This is a genomic window from Wolbachia endosymbiont of Rhagoletis cingulata, assembly GCF_048537655.1.
Classification (GTDB): domain Bacteria; phylum Pseudomonadota; class Alphaproteobacteria; order Rickettsiales; family Anaplasmataceae; genus Wolbachia; species Wolbachia pipientis.
The window spans coordinates 102,637-120,279 of record NZ_CP175927.1 but is presented as its reverse complement, the minus strand read 5'-3'; the positions used below and the strand labels follow the sequence as shown (position 1 = coordinate 120,279).

Genomic DNA, 17,643 nt, shown 5'->3' with positions numbered 1-17,643 from the left:
AAGAAAAAATCAATATATTCACGATAAATTTACCTCATATCTGTGTTTTATATGTGGAAATTGGAATGGAAATTTATGTAGGCAAAGAAAAAAGAATAGCAAATGTGGTGACTCAACACTGGAATGACATAAAAGGATCAGACAGAGATTGGCCAGAAAGGCATGAAATAGACACTGCAGAAATAATGGAATCATGGCAGCATTGTTTTGTCATTGAAGTCAAGGATCAAGGTTATATTTGTGAAAATGCAGGAGAAAAGGCTGTTGAATTCTATGGTTTTGAGAAAAAGACGCGCATTGATAATAAGTATGCAATTGATGCACCATTTTTGCGACTATATAAAATAGATGCAGTTATTGATAAACTTGATACTGTAATAGAGAGTAAATGCCCGATCAATGAAGAGGAAGAAAGTGAAAGTGTTAAAATGAGGCAAGTATTGTTGCCACTTGGGAATAAAGAAGGTATAACACACATATTGGGCGTAATTACTTTTAAACTCCTTTAATATACAATTTTAATTTGATTCTTTAATAAAATTATTTATACTAATGCTTAATTACTATTAAAGAACTCAATAGTAGTGCTTGTAAATTTATTTGGAATATGAAGAAAATAAAATTAAAAACCAAATCTTCTGTGAAAAAGCGCTTTCACCTTACAGCTAAGGGTAAAGTTATTTCTACTCAGTCAGGCAAAAGGCATGGCATGGTAAAGAGAAGTAAATCTAATATTCGTAATCAGCGCGGTACAACGATTCTTGGTAAATCTGACTCGCGTATAGTTAAGCTTCATATGCCTTACGGTATTTAACAAAATGGAGGTAAAATAAAATGGCTCGGGTAAAACGTGGAGTCACTACTCACGCTCGTCATAAAAAAATATTGAAACTGGCAAAGGGTTATAGAGGGCGTGCAAAAAGCTGTTATAGAATTGCATTACAAAGAGTTGAAAAAGCACTGCAATATGCTTACAGAGACAGAAGAACCCGTAAACGTGATTTCCGTAGCTTATGGATAATACGTATTAATGCAGCAGCAAGAGAGCATGGGCTTACTTATGGTAGGTTTATGCATGGTCTTACACTTGCCGGCATTGATTTAAATAGAAAAATTCTTGCTGAGATGGCAGTTAATTATAAGGATGATTTTGCCAAATTAGTAGAAACTGTAAGTGGTAAATTAGCGGAGAATTCTTAAAGCAAAAACACCATGAGAATTATTTTCATGGGATCACCAGGATTTGCTGTTAATTCTCTGAGCTTGTTACTGAAATCAAAGAGCGAAGTGGTGGCAGTATACACCAAGGCTCCAAAACCTTCGGGGCGTGGACAGAAGCCAACGAAATCTCCAGTACATGTTATCGCTGAAGAAAGTAACATAGAGGTATGTACTCCTATCTCTCTAAAGTTCTCGGCAGAGCAAGAAAAATTTAGAAATTTCAAGCCAGACGTTGCGGTTGTTGCCGCGTATGGATTGATACTTCCAAGAGAAATTTTGAATATTCCTAAATATGGTTGTATTAATATTCATCCTTCATTACTACCAAGGTGGCGTGGTGCAGCCCCGATACAGCACACAATTTTAGCAGGAGATCAAGAAACCGGGGTTAGCATTATGCAATTGGATGAAGGATTAGATTCCGGCACTATTTTAAAACAGGAAAAATTTCTTATCGAAAAGAACGATAATTACAAGACATTGCATGATAAATTATCTAAGCTAGGCAGTGATTTACTGCTGAAAGTGCTAAACGAAATTGAAAAACAGCTTCCCTTAAAACAGAACGATAACGATGCATGTTACGCTGACAAAGTGGAAGACTATAAAATTTATGCAAGTGATGCTTGTGAAGTTGCTTATAGAAAAGTTAAAGCGTTTTACCCAAAAGCATTCATTAAGATAGAAAATAAACGTATCAGGATACTTGATGCTGACTTTGAAGCTCTCGCTTCAGAACAAGGTAAGATTGTTAACGATAATATGCACATAAGTTTAAAAGGTGGCACTTTAATTCCTAAAGTTGTACAAATGGAAGGGAGAAATCCTTGCAGTATTGAAGATTTTATTCGTGGCTTGAAATCAAGCATGGTAAAAAAATTTATAGAATAGGCTGCTTTAAATTAGTGTAGAAATGTAATAGCTAAATTTCCTTTTCTTAGATATAATCTTAAAAAACTTTCCATATAAAAATGAAAATAAAAAGAGCTTTAATATCAGTATACGATAAAACGAATATAATTGATCTTGCATCGTTTTTAACGCAGCAACAAATAGAAATTCTTTCAACGGGCAATACTTATAAAGTGCTATCTAGTGCAGGAATAAAAACACAAGAGGTCTCAGATTACACACAATTTCCAGAGATACTGGGTGGTAGAGTAAAAACTTTACACCCTAAAATTCATGGAGGCATACTTTGCAATAGAGAAAAACACAAAACGGAAATACAAAATCTAGGTATTGAGCCAATAGAACTGCTTATAACTAACCTATACCCATTTTGGGAGACAGTAAGTAGCGGCTCAAATGAAGAGCAAATTATAGAACAAATTGATATCGGCGGAGTGGCGTTAATTAGAGCTGCAGCAAAAAACTTTCGTTTTACTTCAGTTATTTCTAGCATTCAAGACTATGAAGCACTGAAAGCTGAGATGATAGAAAATAACAATAAAACAACATTGGAATATAGAAAACACCTAGCAACCAAAGCATTTGCTCTCACTGCACACTACGATTCTAATATTCACAGTTGGTTTTTATCCCAGAGTAAAAATAATGAGTTACCAGAGTTTTTTGCTCTATACGGGCATAAAGTACAAGAACTCAGGTATGGTGAAAATCCCCATCAAAAAGCTGCATTTTATAGTAATCAATTTACAGAATATCCGTTGGAAAAACTACATGGAAAAGAGTTGAGTTATAATAATATAGTAGATATAGAATTCGCACTTAACATAACTTCTGAATTCGAAGAACCTGCAGCAGTGATAATCAAGCATAATAACCCATGTGGCGCTGCTATTGGTAATAATGCTTTGGAGGCATATGAAAAAGCTCTATCGTGCGATGAAGTAAGCAGTTTTGGTGGTATAGTTGCCTTAAACCGGGAGATAGATTTAAAGCTAGCAGAAAAATTAAACGAGATATTTTTGGAAGTAGTGATAGCACCATCGGTAAACAATGAGGCACTAAAAATTTTACAAAGAAAGAAAAATTTAAGAGTGATTATTCATAAATCTTTTCAACAAAATGTGAAATACCAAACTAAAAATGTTGTTGGTGGGTTTTTGGTGCAAGAAAATAATGACCACACAATAAAAGCAGAACAAGTAACAGAATGCACTGCAACAGACAAAGAAAAAAAAGATCTTATTTTTGCCTGGAAAATATGTAAGCATGTGAAATCCAACGCAATAGTTATAGCAAAAGATGGTTGTGCTATTGGCATCGGTGCAGGGCAAACAAGCAGAATAGATAGTGTGAACATTGCAGTGAAAAAAGCAGGTGAAAAATGTAAAGGTGCAGTGCTTGCTTCAGATGCATTTTTTCCATTCCCAGATAGCATAGTAGAAAGTGCAAAACATGAGATTACAGCTATAATTCAGCCCGGCGGCTCGCTGAAAGATCAAGATGTGATAAAAGCTGCAAATGAAAATAAAATTGCTATGTTTTTCACTGGCGTTCGCAGTTTTTTCCATTAGGCTTTGTGTCTTATCGTCATACCGCCACAAACCGTCATACCGCGATTCATTCGCGGTATCTCTCAACATAGATCCCGCTAGCGGGATGACAAATATACCGCCGCGGCGCTAACAAGAGATCCCGCTAACACGTAGCGGGATGACGAGCTTATCGTGCTGCCACGAACCGTCATGCCTCTGCGAACCGTCATACCGCGATTCATTCGCGGTATCTCAGCCGCTAACAAGCAGCGGGATGACGGTTGTCGTTTAGCTATAAATGTTTAAGAAATTTACTAAATGAAAAAAAAGGCAAAAGAAGCCCTGAGGTTATTATCCGCTTTAAAATATTGGCGTTTTTTATGTTTTAAACGCTTGACAAGCGAGATTCAGCCGCTTTTAATTGCAACTAACCTACGCTGCAAATGTTTAAGAAATTTACTAAGCAGAAAAAAAGACAAAGAATCCCCGAGTTAGCTAGTCTTTTACTATCTCTGTCGAGTATTGGCATTTTTTGATGTCTTGTAACGCTTTATAAGCGCGTTCAGCTTATTTAGATAAAAATCTAGATGTAGATGAAGTTTTGTAAAGACATACAGTATCTATATACTGCAAAAAATTGAACATAAGACGCCGATACATTAAGTAATCCTTACCTTTTAATCTGCAGATTGGCGAAAGCAAATACAATAGCTTCAGTCTCATGATAAGAGGGCTGGCGGAGTTTGTCAAGTAAGTTTTTTTGTTTCTATGGGTCAGTTGGACTTAAAGTCTACACAAAAAACGTTTACAACCAACGTTCAACATGGTAAATTAAAAACGGTTTATTCCTCGGTAGCTCAGTGGTAGAGCAGTTGGCTGTTAACCAATTGGTCGCTGGTTCGAATCCGGCCCGGGGAGCTCTTCTCTGTGAAATTCTAGTGTTGATTTTATATGAACATTAAATCAGTGGTTTTATGTATACTAGATGGCTGGGGAAATGGAATAGAGAATAATAAATACAACGCTATCAGCAACGCAAATCCACCCTGTTGGCAATATATTAGCTCTAATTATCCAAAATGCAGTTTATCCGCCTGTGGAGCTGATGTGGGGTTACCTGGTGGTCAAATAGGTAACTCAGAAGTTGGCCATATGAATATTGGCAGTGGTAGAGTGGTAATACAAAGCCTTCAGCGCATTAATCAAGAGATTGGAACAATAGAAAACAATGTAAATCTACAAAGTTTTATTAATGATCTAAAAAGTAAGAACGGAGTATGCCATATAATGGGATTGGTGTCCGATGGTGGTGTTCATTCGCATCAAAAGCATATTTCAACTTTAGCAAATAAAATATCACAGCATGGAATAAAAGTGGTGATACATGCATTTTTAGATGGCAGAGACACATTGCCAAATTCAGGAAAAAAATGCATTCAAGAATTTACAAAGAGTATAAAGGGAAATGACACAAGAATTGCTACTGTTTCTGGGCGTTACTATGCTATGGACCGTGACAACAGGTGGAAGAGAACAATCGAAGCTTATGAGGCTATCGCATTTGCAAAGGCACCTTGTCATGATAATGCAGTATCGTTGATTGAGAATAACTATCAAAATAACATAACTGATGAGTTTATCAGGCCCGCAGTAATAGGTGATTATCAAGGTATAAAACCAGAAGATGGAGTGCTGTTGGCTAACTTTCGTGCTGATCGAATGATACAATTAGCAAGTATTTTGCTTGGCAAAACAGATTACGCTAAGGTAGCAAAATTCTCTTCAATTTTAAGTATGATGAAGTATAAAGAAGATCTCAAAATTCCTTATATTTTTCCTCCTACTTCTTTCGCTGATACTCTAGGACAAACAATAGAAGACAATAAATTACGACAATTACGTATCGCCGAAACCGAGAAATACGCTCATGTGACTTTCTTTTTCAATTGTGGAAAAGAAGAACCTTTCTCTGGTGAAGAAAGAATACTCATTCCCTCACCAAAAGTTCAAACTTACGATTTGCAGCCCGAAATGTCAGCCTTCGAGCTCACAGAAAAGCTTGTAGAAAAAATTCACTCCCAAGAATTCGCACTGATAGTTGTAAATTACGCTAATCCTGATATGGTAGGGCATACAGGTAATATAAAAGCAGCCGAGAAAGCTGTGCTAGCTGTAGATGATTGTCTTGCGAAAGTGCTGAATGCTGTTAAAAAGTCAAGCAACACCGCATTAATTGTTACTGCAGACCATGGTAACGTGGAATGTATGTTCGATGAAGAAAATAATACACCTCATACAGCACACACTCTAAATAAAGTGCCATTTATTGTGTCTTGCGATAATCTAAAACTAAGAGACGGAAGGTTATCTGACATTGCCCCTACTATTTTACAGCTACTTGGAATTAAAAAACCAAACGAAATGACAGGCAGTTCGTTGATTTCTTGCATTACCCTCTGTCATTCCAGCTAGGCAGCGTTATGCACCGGAATGACATCAAATAGATGTGTTTTAACTTAATCCAACTTTTAAATTTTTCGCTGTTAGTACTAATGATTCATTAAAGAAGCTGTCAATATCACCAATACTATCTATATTTTTTGTACTGATAGATTGGTCAATTCTTTTGACCAAATTAGATAAAACTTTATTAGGGCCAATTTCAACAAATTTGTTAATGCCACGGCTTGACATATACAAAACCATTTCTCTCCATTTCACTCTGCTTACAACTTGCTTGGCGAGTAAAGTTTTTATAACTTTGGGATCACTCTCCTCTTTAGCTGTAACATTTGATATCAAAGGAACTATAGGACGGGTTATTTTAATACCCTTCAAAAACTCCAAAACTTTTTCATCAGCAGGTTTCATAAGAGATGAATGAAAAGGCCCACTAACCTGTAATTTAATTAGTTTCCTCACACTCGAGTTTTTGAATAAATCGGGTAACATTTCAAGAGCTTCTCTAGTGCCACTTATAACCACTTGTCCGCCACCGTTATCGTTTGCAATTTCACAAATTCCGTCAATTTGAACTGATTTCAATATATCTTCCACTTCATTTATCTCTGCTCCAAGCAACGCAACCATTCCGCCTTTACATTTCAGTGAAGCTTCATGCATTGCTTCGCTGCGAACTTTCAGCAGCTTGATTGCAGACTCAAGCGTTAACGCTCCTGCAGCACACAGCGCTGTATATTCGCCAACTGAATGCCCACAAACATATTTAACATTGTGATCAGTGAAAAGAGATTTGCCAAACACATGCTCCATAACACGTAGCATTGCAATTGATACTGCCATTATAGCTGGCTGAGCGTTTTCTGTAATGGTTAATTCTTCAATAGGACCGTTGAAGATTAAATGAGACAGCTTTCCATCCAATATGCTATCTACTTCATTAAATACTTGTCTTGCAACAGAAAACTCACTATATAAGCTCTTTCCCATTCCTACAAACTGAGAGCCCTGACCGGGGAAAGCAAAAATCATGATAGTTATTATTTATTCCTTATTAAATATACTACTTTATTTATTTTTTGTCAATATTTTAGAATAATGATTGACTTAGTGAATTAAGTTCACTAGAATATTAGCTGACTAAAAGTTTATAAACAACAATGAATTATCATAAAATTATTATAGTTATGACAGACGGTCAAGAGTTTGAAACTCGTTCCACTTATGGAAAGGAGGGAGATAGGGTAAAACTTGATAGAGATCCTCTTACTCACCCTGCATGGACTGGAAGTTTGACAAGCGGGTTAGCAAGTAAAACTAGCAAATTAGCTAAGTTTAACGATAAATATGGAAGCATTTTCTAATTCTCCTCCTCTTTAAGTTTTAGAGAGTTTACTGAAGCATGCATAAATACAAAAATATAGGCTATGTTGCTTCTCCATCACCAAAATCGCAGGAAGTATCTAAACTATTAAAGAAACTTAATTTTATCAATATAACAGAAGAAAATAAGTCCGAAATCGATCTATTGATAGTTGTTGGCGGTGATGGCTTTATGCTACGCACTTTGCACAATTACGTCATAGAAAATAAAAACATGCATGTGTATGGGATAAACACTGGCAATGTTGGGTTTTTGATGAATAAATGCTTTAGCTGCAGTGAAGATTTAATTGATCATATAGAGCATGCAACTTCAACTCAGTTAACTTTGCTAAAAATGGAAGCAACAGACACAAGTGGCAAGAGATATCATTACATAGCAGTAAACGAAGTATACGTTTTTAGAAAAGCGAACCAAATAGTAGAGATGAATATTACTATTAATGATAAGCTAAAAGTAGAAAAATTTAGAGGGGACGGAGTAATATTATCTACCCCCACAGGCAGCACTGCATACAACTTCTCTGCCGGTGGCCCAATCTTGCCGCTAAATTCAAATTTACTTGCACTCACTTCTATCAATAGCTATTACCCAAGGCATTGGAATGGAGCGTTAATATCAAACGATACAATCGTACAAATTGACATTAACGACACAAAAAACCGTCCAGCACTTGTAGTATCAGATTACAAGGAGTTTCATAATATATCACAGATAAAAATACAAAAAGACCACGAAAACACAATAACTTTGCTTTTTGACAAAGATTACCCTCTGAATGAAAGAATCTTTGATAGACAATTTCTATACTAATAATTATCCGTAAATTGGTATTTACTATATCTTAATAACTATAGCGTAATCAATGCAGCATAGTAATTAATTTTGGAGTGAATATGCCTGGACCAGTAAATGAAGAACAAACAGTAACATTAATTTCTTCCACATCAATAAGTGAAGATGGCGAGATAACACCAGGAATTTTACCAATACCAGCACTTAGGGCAAGTACTCCGAAAAAAAATGATGAAAATACAGCTTTAGAAGCTTTGTTAGAGGAAGAATTTAAAGAGAAAAAAAACAGCAATGCTAATTCAAGAGATCCGTTAACTCTTGAGACTCAAGTATCACCTCCTTCCCTAGAAGAAACAAAAGGTGAAGAAACTCATGTTGACGTGCCACAAAATTCAACTCTAAGCAGATCCCCTTCTCAAGAGACAGTATTTGATGATCCTGATGATCTTGATAAAACATTAACACGGTTAAGCAGAGAATCAAGTAACAAACTTAGCAATGTACCTTCAACTTCTCCACCATCATATAAGACAGATGACTCTGAAGAGTCTTTGTCACTAAATTCTGATGTAGGTGGCACAACAAATAAAAAAACAAACAGATTCTTGCCAAGAGCAAAGTATTCCATGCAGCAGAAGGGCTTTATAATTTTTACTGCAAGTGCTATTATACTCAGTATATCTGCAGCTTTATTATATTTACAAGATAAAGCAAAATTTATTGCATTTTTTACAAACAGCCCAAAATATATCACTATACCAGTTATCGCACTTGCTGCATTGCTTGCAATTGGTCCAATATTTTTTGCAACAAGGCAATTTATAGATACTGAAGAACATTCCATTCAAAAAAAAGATGCGGATAAAATTTTAGCTGAGGTGTTGGAGCACCAGCCAAAAGATAAAGCTATAAAATCTGTAAGACTGGAATATAGCAATGGCACTCATTCAAATTTTGTACTTAATGCTTGGGAAGCTAAACAAGGCTTCACTAACATTGACGAAAAAGTAATTACTAGAACTAATAAAATAAAATCAGTAATTAACGACAGACCAATATTTACTGCATTATTTACTGGTGTAGTTGCTGCAAATATAGCGTTTCCTCTAGGGCTACTTGCAACACATGGTGTTAATGGTGTACAAAAATTTTACCAAAACCCTTTGACTAATAACATAGGATTATCATTACTTATAGGTTCTGGTATACTTGCATTATCAATTATATGTCTTGGCGTGCATTATTATAGAAAAACAAATTGCACTAACCTTATATATTCTGAAGAAGAGATTGATCCTAAAGATGTTAATGGGAAATTCATTGAGGAAATAAAACGAGAAAGAACAAATGTTCTTGGGGAAAATCACAGTAAAGACGCTAAACGCAGCAGCTTAACGCTTGAGCAAGTTGTGGTTCAATCTCATAATTGTAAGGATATTGTTTATAGTGTCGGTTAATAAAATGCATGATATAGCTAGTGCAGCCCTACGTCATACCGCTGCAGACCGTCATACCGCGATTCATTCGCGGTATCTCTAGATCCCGCTAACACGTAGCGGGATGACGATTGTCAGGGTAGCACCTCCCTCCCCTGTCATCCAAGTAGCTGACTGACCTTACCCAGAAAAAGTGGAGAGAAAGTTTGGAATGTTTTTCACAAAGAGAATGATGAATCAAAATGCTCAGGAATGCAATAGTTAATAGTGACGTTGTTTGTTATAAAAAATTTCTATATATTCAAATATAGCAGTTTTGATATGCTGTTTAGAGTGCCGAGAGGTGTCTATTGGTAACTCCCTTTTTAGAGAACTGAAGAAGCTTTCCACAACAGAATTGTCGTAACAACAACCTTTATAACTCATCTATGTTTTTTATGGATAAGAGATATTGATAACCTTGCGAAGTATATTGTGAACCTTGATCACTATGTAATAGTAGATTTTTGGCAGGTTTACGCTTGTTAACGGCCATTAATAAAGAGTCCATAACCAATTGTTTATTTATTGAACTGCTCATTAACTACCATGCGTGAATATAGATCGATTATTGTTGCCAAATATAGCCATCCTTCTTTGGTTTTTATATAAGTAATCCCATACTTTATTTGGTTGATCGACAATAAAGTTTTGGTCTAATATATTGGGAGCTACTGTCCGTTTGTTGTTTCTTAATTTTAAATTTTCTTCTCAATATAGCCTGAATACCATTTTTCTGCATAATACTTTGCACTGTTTTTAAGTTGCAACTTTTACCCAAAGCCTTCAATTCAGCATGAATTTTAGGAGCTCCATATCTACATTTAGAAACTTGATATATTTTTTGAATAGCTGCGAGTAGCTCTTTATTTGCTGATTCTCTACTGCTTATTTTTCTTGTGGTCCACTTATAGTAGCCACTAGCAGAAAATCCTACATAATTCCTGTACTTTATAGCAGTTACTATGCTCTTTTATAAAAAAATATTTTACTCTTTTTGACTGGCCAGGGCTTTTTTTTAAATGTCTCTTTCCCTTGTTACTCTTGCTTTGTAAATCAAACCTCTCTTTGTCGTAAGGAGCCATGTTACCTCTACCTGGAAATGCATCTGCTGCCGACTTTTTTTCGTTGTGTTTCTTTATCCATTTTCCTAATAAACCACCCTTTATTCCTAAATCCTTTGCTATTTTTGTAATTGTTTGACCTGCCTTTCTTTGTTCATTTGCCAGTTTAACAGCTTCCAATTTGAATTCTGCCGTATATTCTCTTGCCATTTCTAATCCTCCAAAATTTTATTTTACCCGAAAAAACTCCTTTCTTTCTCTCCACTTTTTCTGGGTAAGGTCACTTGGCAACAGTTGCTCTACTTTCTCCTTCATCCAATGCTTCCATTGCTTCCATTGCTTTTTTCCTTAAGTCGTAACTATACGCTGCTGGCATACAAACCCCTCTACCATAAATCCATTCTTACCTTATTGGGATTATTATGAGAAGAGCTATAACTCTATGGGAGGGAAGCAAAATCTGGGATTCGGCCTTAATGGCATTAGCGTTGCATCAGCTTCACCCTCCCTGTGAGGTATTTTAGCTCTAATGCCTCACATCATAAAGATACAAGTGTCAAGCTACTTGGATGACAGGGGAGGGAGGCACTGGGATGACAGGAGAAGGTAGTGGGATGACACCCTGACAACCGTCATCCCGCTGCTTGTTAGCGGGATCTAGAGATACCGCGAATGAATCGCGGCATGACGTAGGACTGCTTTCATTCCAGTGCTTGACACTGGAATCCAGCCTTTCTGCAATCTCATCGAAAACGTTGTAACCACTTTCTATGCTAGTTTGCTTGTGAGCAACCTGGATTCCAGTGTCAAGCACTGGAATGACACCGTTATAAAGGAACCAGTGTCAGCTACTTGAATGACACAGTCTTTGCTTAAACCCGTAACGTTCGTACATTTTGCTAAAAGTTCAAATATCAACATCATGCACATTAAGTGCATTGCTATTAATAAAATCACGGCGTGGTTCAACTATATCACCCATTAATATTGAAAATATGGAATCAGCTTCTTCACAATCTTTTATTTCAACCTTTAATAAAGTTCTAGCCTCAGGATTTAACGTAGTATCCCATAGCTGATCAGCATTCATTTCACCAAGACCTTTAAATCTCTGCAGAGTTAAACCTTTTTTACCATAGTCCATTATTATTTTTGCAAGCGTACTTGGAGAAGTGATTCTTATTTCAGTTTCTTGTGACTTTAAAAATGAATCACCATTAAATAAATTACTTATACCATCAAGCAAACTTAATATGTTTTGCATATCTTTGCCTTCAAGCATACTAAGTGCAAATATATATTTGTCTGCCAATCCTTGAAACAATTTAGAGATATGAATTTCTTTTTCTTCATCTTTTATTTCCACTTCCCAAGTGTATTCGCTGTACATTAACTTCAAATACTTTAATATCTCATCAGCCGATGATAGAGCATTCTTTTTACTTAAAATTAGCAATGACTCTAAGAGATTTTGTGGTATTTCTCTATCATAATTTTTGCTAATATTAGAAGTGCTAACGCATTTATTCAAAATAAGGCGCAAGTTGTTAAATTCTGTAGCTGTACCACTTAGTGTTAATCTTTTAACTGCTGAGTTTATTATATACTCTTCAAAAGTTTCGTCATCTTTAATATAAGTGTCTTTGGCATTCTTTGTAACTTTATAGAGGGGTGGCTGTGCTATGTATAAGTAACCTTTTTCAATAACTTCACGCATATGTCTAAAAAAGAAAGTTAGAATCAAAGTTCTTATATGTGAACCATCAACATCTGCATCTGTCATGATGATAATTTTATGATATCTAGCTTTTTCAATATCGAAGTGTTCACTCCCTATTCCAGCACCAATTGCAGTAATTAAAGAGCCTATTTCTGCAGATGAAAAAATACGATCTAAACTTACACGTTCTACGTTTAGAATTTTTCCTCTTAAGGCAAGCACTGCTTGTGTTTTACGATTACGCCCCTGCTTTGCAGTACCACCTGCTGAATTACCCTCTACTATAAATAATTCCGATAACTCAGGAGCTTTTTCCTGACAATCAGCAAGCTTTCCTGGCAGAGTTGCAATATCAATATTGTTTTTGCTTTTAACTAGCTCGCGCGCTTTTCTTGCAGCTTCTCTTCCTTTTGCTGACCTGATTGCTCTTTCTACTATGCTTGCTGCCAATTTGGGATCAGTTTCAAGGATTGTGCTCAATTTATCAGAAACTATACTTTCTACAACTGCACGTGCTTCAGAACTAACTAGTTTATCTTTTGTTTGTGAAGAAAACTTAGGATCAGGCATCTTAAGAGATAAAACACAAGTTAAACCTTCTCTAACGTCCTCTCCAGTTAAATTTACTTTTGCTTTCTTTAAAAACCCTTCATTAGTTGCATAGGTATTGATACATCTAGTTAGTGCAGATCTAAATCCTGCCAAATGCGTACCACCATCTCGTTGCCGTATATTATTAGTGAAACACAACATATTCTCATAGTAGGAATCATTCCATTCCATCGATATTTCCAAGCTGATGCCAAGATCTTCTGCATCTCCTTTCATACTGGCAATTTTAGTTACATGTGTCTTATTCTTATCTAAATACTGCACAAAATTTGCTGTACCAAAATTGTCTTTAGATTGATTGCTATGATTGAAATGAGATTCTGTATATGGTTCATTGCGCAGATCACGTAAAGTAATGTCGATATTTGAATTTAAAAATGCTAATTCTCTTATACGACTTTCAAGCGTTGAGTAACTGAAATTAATGCCATTAAAAGTCTCTGTTGATGGCATGAACGTGACTTTAGTTCCTCTTTTGTTTGTATTTTCGTTGACTACCTTTAAAGGTTCAATAGACTCACCATCTTCAAAACGCATAAAGTGTTCTTTCTTATTGCGCCAAATAATTAATTCCAACCAGCTTGATAATGCATTCACAACTGAGATTCCAACACCATGTAATCCCCCAGAAACTTTATAGGTATTGCTGTCAAATTTACCACCAGCATGGAGTTGAGTCATTATTACCTCTGCTGCTGATATTCCTTCTTCTTCATGAATGTCAGTTGGAATGCCACGACCATTGTCGGTTACTGATACTGAACCATCTTTATTTATGCTAACTTCAATTTTATCACAATACCCAGCTAAAGATTCATCTATTGCGTTATCAACAACCTCATATACCATGTGGTGCAAGCCAGATCCATCGTCAGTGTCACCAATGTACATACCTGGACGTTTCCTTACAGCATCAAGACCCCTTAAGATTTTTATTGCATCGGCATTATAACTATTTTCCATGGTATTGCTTCGTTTATGAATGTTAATTAATATTACATTCATATATGCTGATTAGCAACATTTTTAAACTGATAACCCATATTAAAAGCACAACTTTACGAATGTTTATTTTTGAAGACAGCAAATAGTGTCATTCCAATGTGTCTTCCATAACTGTACGAACATTCATTTTTGAAGGTAAATTGCACAACAGATGATGTCATTCCAGTGCTTGACACTGGAATGGCTTTGTTGCATCGCTAGCTATGATGGATTAAAGATAAAAAAGATGGAGAATATCAGTAGCTTATTATTCTGGTATTTATAACAAGAACGGTCAGTGAATACCTAAATTTGAGTAAAAGAAATTTCACTACCACTCACTAATCCGGCTAAAATTCAAGAATTTCAATGCTTTAGCTATTTTCAATAGAATTAAATTTATTAATGTAAATAATAAATTACTATTCTTAAATTTGATCAGATTGATTGCAAAAAAACAAGATTTTCAATAGGTTACTTATAATCCTAACTATAGTTAGCCTTTCATAAGTAGCGATGCAACAAAGCCCACTGGAATCCAGAAATTTTGCTTATAACTGAGCTGATGAGCTAAAGGTAGTTGTCTTACGCTAAAACAAACGTTTTTAATTAAGTTGCATAGAAGCTGGATCCCAGTGTCTGGGCACTGGGATGACACCCCACTGGTGGGAATTGCTCCCAAACTACAACGTTCGTACAGTTGTGTGTGTCTTCCCATGGAGATTGCTCTCAAATCATAATGCTCATGCAGTTGCATGCTCGACTAATTAACAGAAAAATCTATAATTCAGTTTACGTATTTTCTTATCTCAGCCAAAATCTTATCAGATTGACTTTCGTCTGAATTTAAATCAGCTGCAAAGTGTGTAACATATTTTCCTCCAGGGCCAATAAGGTACATTATTGAAGAATGGTTGATTTCTTCTTCTCCACCAACTTTGCTAGCATATACTTTATACTTTGCAATTACTTCGTCTATTTTTTCTCTTTCACCAGTTAACATTTGTATTCTGTGGTCAAATTGCTGCTGAAATTCTTTAAGTCTTTCCGTGCTATCGCGCTCAGGTTCGACTGTGATGAAGAATGTTTGTAGCTTGTTGTTAGTTTTCTCATCTAACTTTGCAAGTGTTTCTGAAATTATTCCAAGGTTCATAGGGCAAATTCTTTTGCATGAGGAAAACCCAAAGAAAATCATCATGTATTTATCTTTAAAATCACTACTGCGCAAGATCTGTCCGTCCTGATTAATTAAAGAAAAATCTCCGCCTATCTTAACTTCTGCGTTGTGAATCGCTGCTGGGGCAAATATGCCTTTTTTAGTGAAATAACAATAACCTAAAAAAACAACTGCTAATGCTGCTAGCACATTAGATAATAATCTTATAAACCTTACCATTAGAATGCTCTCAGTAAAATTGAATTGTATCTTTATTGGTTAACCTATTCAATATATTTATTCCAAAGTGTATTGTTAATTTTGTCTAACAGTTTCTTATGTTCATCAATTTCTTCACTATTTGGTAAATGTTCTCTGGGAGTTAGATTACGTACTTTATGCTGAACGAATGTGGAGTTACTGTCCTGATTGCATTCATTATCAAACAGAAAGGTTTGTAACCCTCCTGTAAGTTCAACATATACCTTTGCAAGCAATTGAGCATCAACTAGTGCTCCGTGCAATTCTCTATTCTCTAGCGATATATCAAAACGCTTACATAATGCATTCAAAGAAGCAGGTGATCCTGCGAATTTTTTCCTCGCAAGAGGTAATGTATCTAGCACTCTGTCTGAGGAAATTAACCTAGCATTCAGCTTGCTTAACTCCATGTTAAGGAACTTAACATCGAATTCAGCGTTGTGAATTACCAAAATATCATTAGATATAAAGTCAAGAAATTCAAGTGCAACATCTGAAAATAATGGTTTATCTTCTAAAAATTCTTCACTAATACCGTGAATCTTAAACGAGTGATAAGGTATATCTCTTTCTGGGTTAAGGTACCGATGGAATACTTTACCTGTTGGAATGCGGTTAATTAATTCCACACACCCTATTTCAATAATTCGATGACCAGATTCAGTGTCAAGACCTGTCGTTTCAGTGTCAAGTACTATTTCGCGTAGCTTGCTTTCCATTTCAAATAAAACTCATCTTACTTATCATTTGTCTTATCGTTACTTGTCTTTTTATAGTGAATAGAAACAAGCAACCAGCTTGGGTCTGATGAATTAACATTTTTTTTGAATTGCCATACATCCTCAACTTTATTAATAGTGGATGTACTACCTGATATTATATCTCCTTCATTGTTCTTAACGAAGTTAATTTGCTCTGAAAGGAAATATACTGCAATAAACACTGCGTTTTTTACTAGCTTTATTTCTAAAATCTTTTGTGAAACGATAGAAACAATTATAGACTCGTGCACCTCTTTACGATGTTTAATCTTCTCTGCAAAATTATCATATAAGTCTTTATCGAGAAGTGGTTTTAACTGAGACAAATTTCCTTGATTGAAACATTTTATTATTAATTCAAAAGCTATGCTTGAACCTTCTATAAAGTGGGAAATAGAAAAATCTTTGTTTTTTTTTAATATTTGTTTATAAGTAACTTTTATTGAATTTTCATCATTGCTATCAATGTAACCCTCAATGTTTTCTACTACATCTTCTCTACTTCGGCTTACATCCAATACATTAGTTAGCTTTTTTAGGTTGAGGTTGGCTGACCTTCCTAAAGAATTATACAAACGTGAAAAAATGAACGCCGCTAATAAAGCATATATTACAAGCTCTATCATAGTAACTCAACTCCTTGGCATATAAAGTATCCGAACATTATTAATTATTAATGAAAATATGTTTTTCATATCAACTTATAATCAGGTTTGCTATTCGTTTGTAAATGAATATATTATATAAGAAAGTATTAAATATCTCAACTTAATTAAAGGAGACGTAAGAAATGCCACAACAAAAAATGAGAATTCACGGTCAATATGTTAAAGATCTATCATTTGAGAATCCGAATTCGCCATTCCTTTCTTCTAGTAAAGCTCCAGATATTAATGTAATGGTTAATATCAATTCAGCAAAATTAGAAGGGACGAAAAACAAAGAAGAAGTGAATGAAGAAAAATCTTTTCATGAAATTACTTTGCATATAGAAGTCAAAGCAACGGTAAAAGATGAAGGCATAAAAGATGGTGTAGCTTTCATTTGTGAGACGAAATATTGTGGCATTTTTTCAATAGAAAATTTAAAAGAGTTGAGTGAGGAAGAGGTAAGACAAGCTTTGTTTATTGGCGGACCTACTTTTCTTTTCCCTTTTGCAAGAGAAATAATTGCAAGAGTTACAAGTAGTGGTGGATTTCCCCCACTGATGCTAGATCCTATAGATTTTGAAACTATGTATGAGCAGCAAGGTCAACAACAAAAAAGTAACGGTAGTAATTCCAATTTTAACTAATATAGTGTGATA

The 17,643-nt window shown here is 35.3% G+C and carries 17 protein-coding genes, 1 tRNA gene and 1 pseudogene; 11 read left to right on the top strand and 8 right to left on the bottom strand.

The features are described 5' to 3' along the window. Positions 1 to 65 precede the first annotated feature (65 nt). From ACJZL3_RS00540 to gpmI, 7 genes are all read left to right on the top strand, one after another. Positions 66 to 509: a PAS domain-containing protein gene (locus ACJZL3_RS00540; RefSeq protein WP_010962890.1), complete on the top strand. Its 444-nt coding sequence runs from the start codon at positions 66 to 68 to the stop codon at positions 507 to 509. 98 nt (positions 510 to 607) lie between these two features. Further along, positions 608 to 814 (top strand): 50S ribosomal protein L35, encoded by a 207-nt coding sequence (gene rpmI / locus ACJZL3_RS00535; RefSeq protein WP_007548610.1) that lies wholly within the window; start codon positions 608 to 610, stop codon positions 812 to 814. 20 nt (positions 815 to 834) lie between these two features. Continuing rightward, positions 835 to 1,200, top strand: coding sequence for a 50S ribosomal protein L20 (rplT, locus tag ACJZL3_RS00530; protein ID WP_006279340.1), 366 nt, complete (start codon positions 835 to 837; stop codon positions 1,198 to 1,200). Positions 1,201 to 1,212: 12 nt separating this feature from the next. Then, positions 1,213 to 2,112: a methionyl-tRNA formyltransferase gene (gene fmt, locus ACJZL3_RS00525; protein WP_010962892.1), complete on the top strand. Its 900-nt coding sequence runs from the start codon at positions 1,213 to 1,215 to the stop codon at positions 2,110 to 2,112. Between the two features lie 80 nt (positions 2,113 to 2,192). After that, on the top strand, positions 2,193 to 3,704 hold the full coding sequence (gene purH / locus ACJZL3_RS00520; protein ID WP_419198803.1) for a bifunctional phosphoribosylaminoimidazolecarboxamide formyltransferase/IMP cyclohydrolase: 1,512 nt from the start codon (positions 2,193 to 2,195) through the stop codon (positions 3,702 to 3,704). An 807-nt stretch (positions 3,705 to 4,511) separates the two neighbouring features. Further along, positions 4,512 to 4,583: transfer RNA gene (locus ACJZL3_RS00515), tRNA-Asn, on the top strand. Between the two features lie 33 nt (positions 4,584 to 4,616). Further along, positions 4,617 to 6,137, top strand: a complete 1,521-nt coding sequence (gene gpmI / locus ACJZL3_RS00510) for a 2,3-bisphosphoglycerate-independent phosphoglycerate mutase (RefSeq protein ID WP_010082408.1) — start codon at positions 4,617 to 4,619, stop codon at positions 6,135 to 6,137. A gap of 39 nt (positions 6,138 to 6,176) precedes the next feature. Here gpmI and fabD read toward each other — a convergent pair whose 3' ends face one another. Next, a complete protein-coding gene (fabD, locus tag ACJZL3_RS00505) occupies positions 6,177 to 7,157 on the bottom strand; it encodes an ACP S-malonyltransferase (RefSeq protein WP_038199165.1) in 981 nt (326 codons plus the stop codon). Positions 7,158 to 7,285: 128 nt separating this feature from the next. Between fabD and rpmE the strand changes: the two genes are divergently transcribed. From rpmE to ACJZL3_RS00490, 3 genes are all read left to right on the top strand, one after another. After that, complete coding sequence (rpmE, locus tag ACJZL3_RS00500; RefSeq protein ID WP_007548602.1) at positions 7,286 to 7,489, top strand: 50S ribosomal protein L31; 204 nt, start codon at positions 7,286 to 7,288, stop codon at positions 7,487 to 7,489. A gap of 38 nt (positions 7,490 to 7,527) precedes the next feature. Beyond that, the gene (locus ACJZL3_RS00495) at positions 7,528 to 8,322 is read left to right on the top strand and encodes an NAD kinase (protein ID WP_070356930.1); all 795 of its coding nucleotides are present in this window, start codon (positions 7,528 to 7,530) and stop codon (positions 8,320 to 8,322) included. A gap of 83 nt (positions 8,323 to 8,405) precedes the next feature. Further along, complete coding sequence (locus ACJZL3_RS00490) at positions 8,406 to 9,761, top strand: hypothetical protein (RefSeq protein WP_419198802.1); 1,356 nt, start codon at positions 8,406 to 8,408, stop codon at positions 9,759 to 9,761. 197 nt (positions 9,762 to 9,958) lie between these two features. Here ACJZL3_RS00490 and ACJZL3_RS00485 read toward each other — a convergent pair. The 7 genes and pseudogenes from ACJZL3_RS00485 to ACJZL3_RS00455 all read right to left on the bottom strand — a co-directional run bounded on the left by ACJZL3_RS00485 (position 9,959) and on the right by ACJZL3_RS00455 (position 16,963). Beyond that, positions 9,959 to 11,053 (bottom strand): annotated as a pseudogene (locus ACJZL3_RS00485) (IS3 family transposase). Between the two features lie 346 nt (positions 11,054 to 11,399). Then, the gene (locus tag ACJZL3_RS00480; protein WP_010962372.1) at positions 11,400 to 11,657 is read right to left on the bottom strand and encodes a hypothetical protein; all 258 of its coding nucleotides are present in this window, start codon (positions 11,655 to 11,657) and stop codon (positions 11,400 to 11,402) included. 93 nt (positions 11,658 to 11,750) lie between these two features. Further along, entirely contained in the window at positions 11,751 to 14,138 is a 2,388-nt protein-coding gene (gene gyrB, locus ACJZL3_RS00475) for a DNA topoisomerase (ATP-hydrolyzing) subunit B (protein WP_419198801.1), read from the bottom strand. A 517-nt stretch (positions 14,139 to 14,655) separates the two neighbouring features. After that, on the bottom strand, positions 14,656 to 14,916 hold the full coding sequence (locus ACJZL3_RS00470; RefSeq protein ID WP_010962369.1) for a hypothetical protein: 261 nt from the start codon (positions 14,914 to 14,916) through the stop codon (positions 14,656 to 14,658). A 30-nt stretch (positions 14,917 to 14,946) separates the two neighbouring features. Beyond that, on the bottom strand, positions 14,947 to 15,555 hold the full coding sequence (locus tag ACJZL3_RS00465) for an SCO family protein (protein ID WP_419198800.1): 609 nt from the start codon (positions 15,553 to 15,555) through the stop codon (positions 14,947 to 14,949). A 44-nt stretch (positions 15,556 to 15,599) separates the two neighbouring features. Continuing rightward, positions 15,600 to 16,295, bottom strand: coding sequence for a DNA polymerase III subunit epsilon (gene dnaQ / locus ACJZL3_RS00460; RefSeq protein WP_010082574.1), 696 nt, complete (start codon positions 16,293 to 16,295; stop codon positions 15,600 to 15,602). 17 nt (positions 16,296 to 16,312) lie between these two features. After that, positions 16,313 to 16,963 (bottom strand): Tim44/TimA family putative adaptor protein, encoded by a 651-nt coding sequence (locus ACJZL3_RS00455; RefSeq protein ID WP_010962367.1) that lies wholly within the window; start codon positions 16,961 to 16,963, stop codon positions 16,313 to 16,315. Positions 16,964 to 17,127: 164 nt separating this feature from the next. Here ACJZL3_RS00455 and secB point away from each other — a divergent pair, with 164 nt between their 5' ends. Further along, on the top strand, positions 17,128 to 17,631 hold the full coding sequence (secB, locus tag ACJZL3_RS00450) for a protein-export chaperone SecB (RefSeq protein WP_006279761.1): 504 nt from the start codon (positions 17,128 to 17,130) through the stop codon (positions 17,629 to 17,631). Positions 17,632 to 17,643: the final 12 nt, after the last annotated feature.

Coding starts and splice junctions, on each gene's coding strand:
- ACJZL3_RS00540 (WP_010962890.1), top strand. CDS start 66: ATGGAAATTTATGTAGGCAAAGAAAAAAGAATAGCAAATGTGGTGACT.
- rpmI (WP_007548610.1), top strand. CDS start 608: ATGAAGAAAATAAAATTAAAAACCAAATCTTCTGTGAAAAAGCGCTTT.
- rplT (WP_006279340.1), top strand. CDS start 835: ATGGCTCGGGTAAAACGTGGAGTCACTACTCACGCTCGTCATAAAAAA.
- fmt (WP_010962892.1), top strand. CDS start 1,213: ATGAGAATTATTTTCATGGGATCACCAGGATTTGCTGTTAATTCTCTG.
- purH (WP_419198803.1), top strand. CDS start 2,193: ATGAAAATAAAAAGAGCTTTAATATCAGTATACGATAAAACGAATATA.
- gpmI (WP_010082408.1), top strand. CDS start 4,617: ATGAACATTAAATCAGTGGTTTTATGTATACTAGATGGCTGGGGAAAT.
- fabD (WP_038199165.1), bottom strand. CDS start 7,157: ATGATTTTTGCTTTCCCCGGTCAGGGCTCTCAGTTTGTAGGAATGGGA.
- rpmE (WP_007548602.1), top strand. CDS start 7,286: ATGAATTATCATAAAATTATTATAGTTATGACAGACGGTCAAGAGTTT.
- ACJZL3_RS00495 (WP_070356930.1), top strand. CDS start 7,528: ATGCATAAATACAAAAATATAGGCTATGTTGCTTCTCCATCACCAAAA.
- ACJZL3_RS00490 (WP_419198802.1), top strand. CDS start 8,406: ATGCCTGGACCAGTAAATGAAGAACAAACAGTAACATTAATTTCTTCC.
- gyrB (WP_419198801.1), bottom strand. CDS start 14,138: ATGGAAAATAGTTATAATGCCGATGCAATAAAAATCTTAAGGGGTCTT.
- ACJZL3_RS00470 (WP_010962369.1), bottom strand. CDS start 14,916: ATGCAACTGCATGAGCATTATGATTTGAGAGCAATCTCCATGGGAAGA.
- ACJZL3_RS00465 (WP_419198800.1), bottom strand. CDS start 15,555: ATGGTAAGGTTTATAAGATTATTATCTAATGTGCTAGCAGCATTAGCA.
- dnaQ (WP_010082574.1), bottom strand. CDS start 16,295: ATGGAAAGCAAGCTACGCGAAATAGTACTTGACACTGAAACGACAGGT.
- ACJZL3_RS00455 (WP_010962367.1), bottom strand. CDS start 16,963: ATGATAGAGCTTGTAATATATGCTTTATTAGCGGCGTTCATTTTTTCA.
- secB (WP_006279761.1), top strand. CDS start 17,128: ATGCCACAACAAAAAATGAGAATTCACGGTCAATATGTTAAAGATCTA.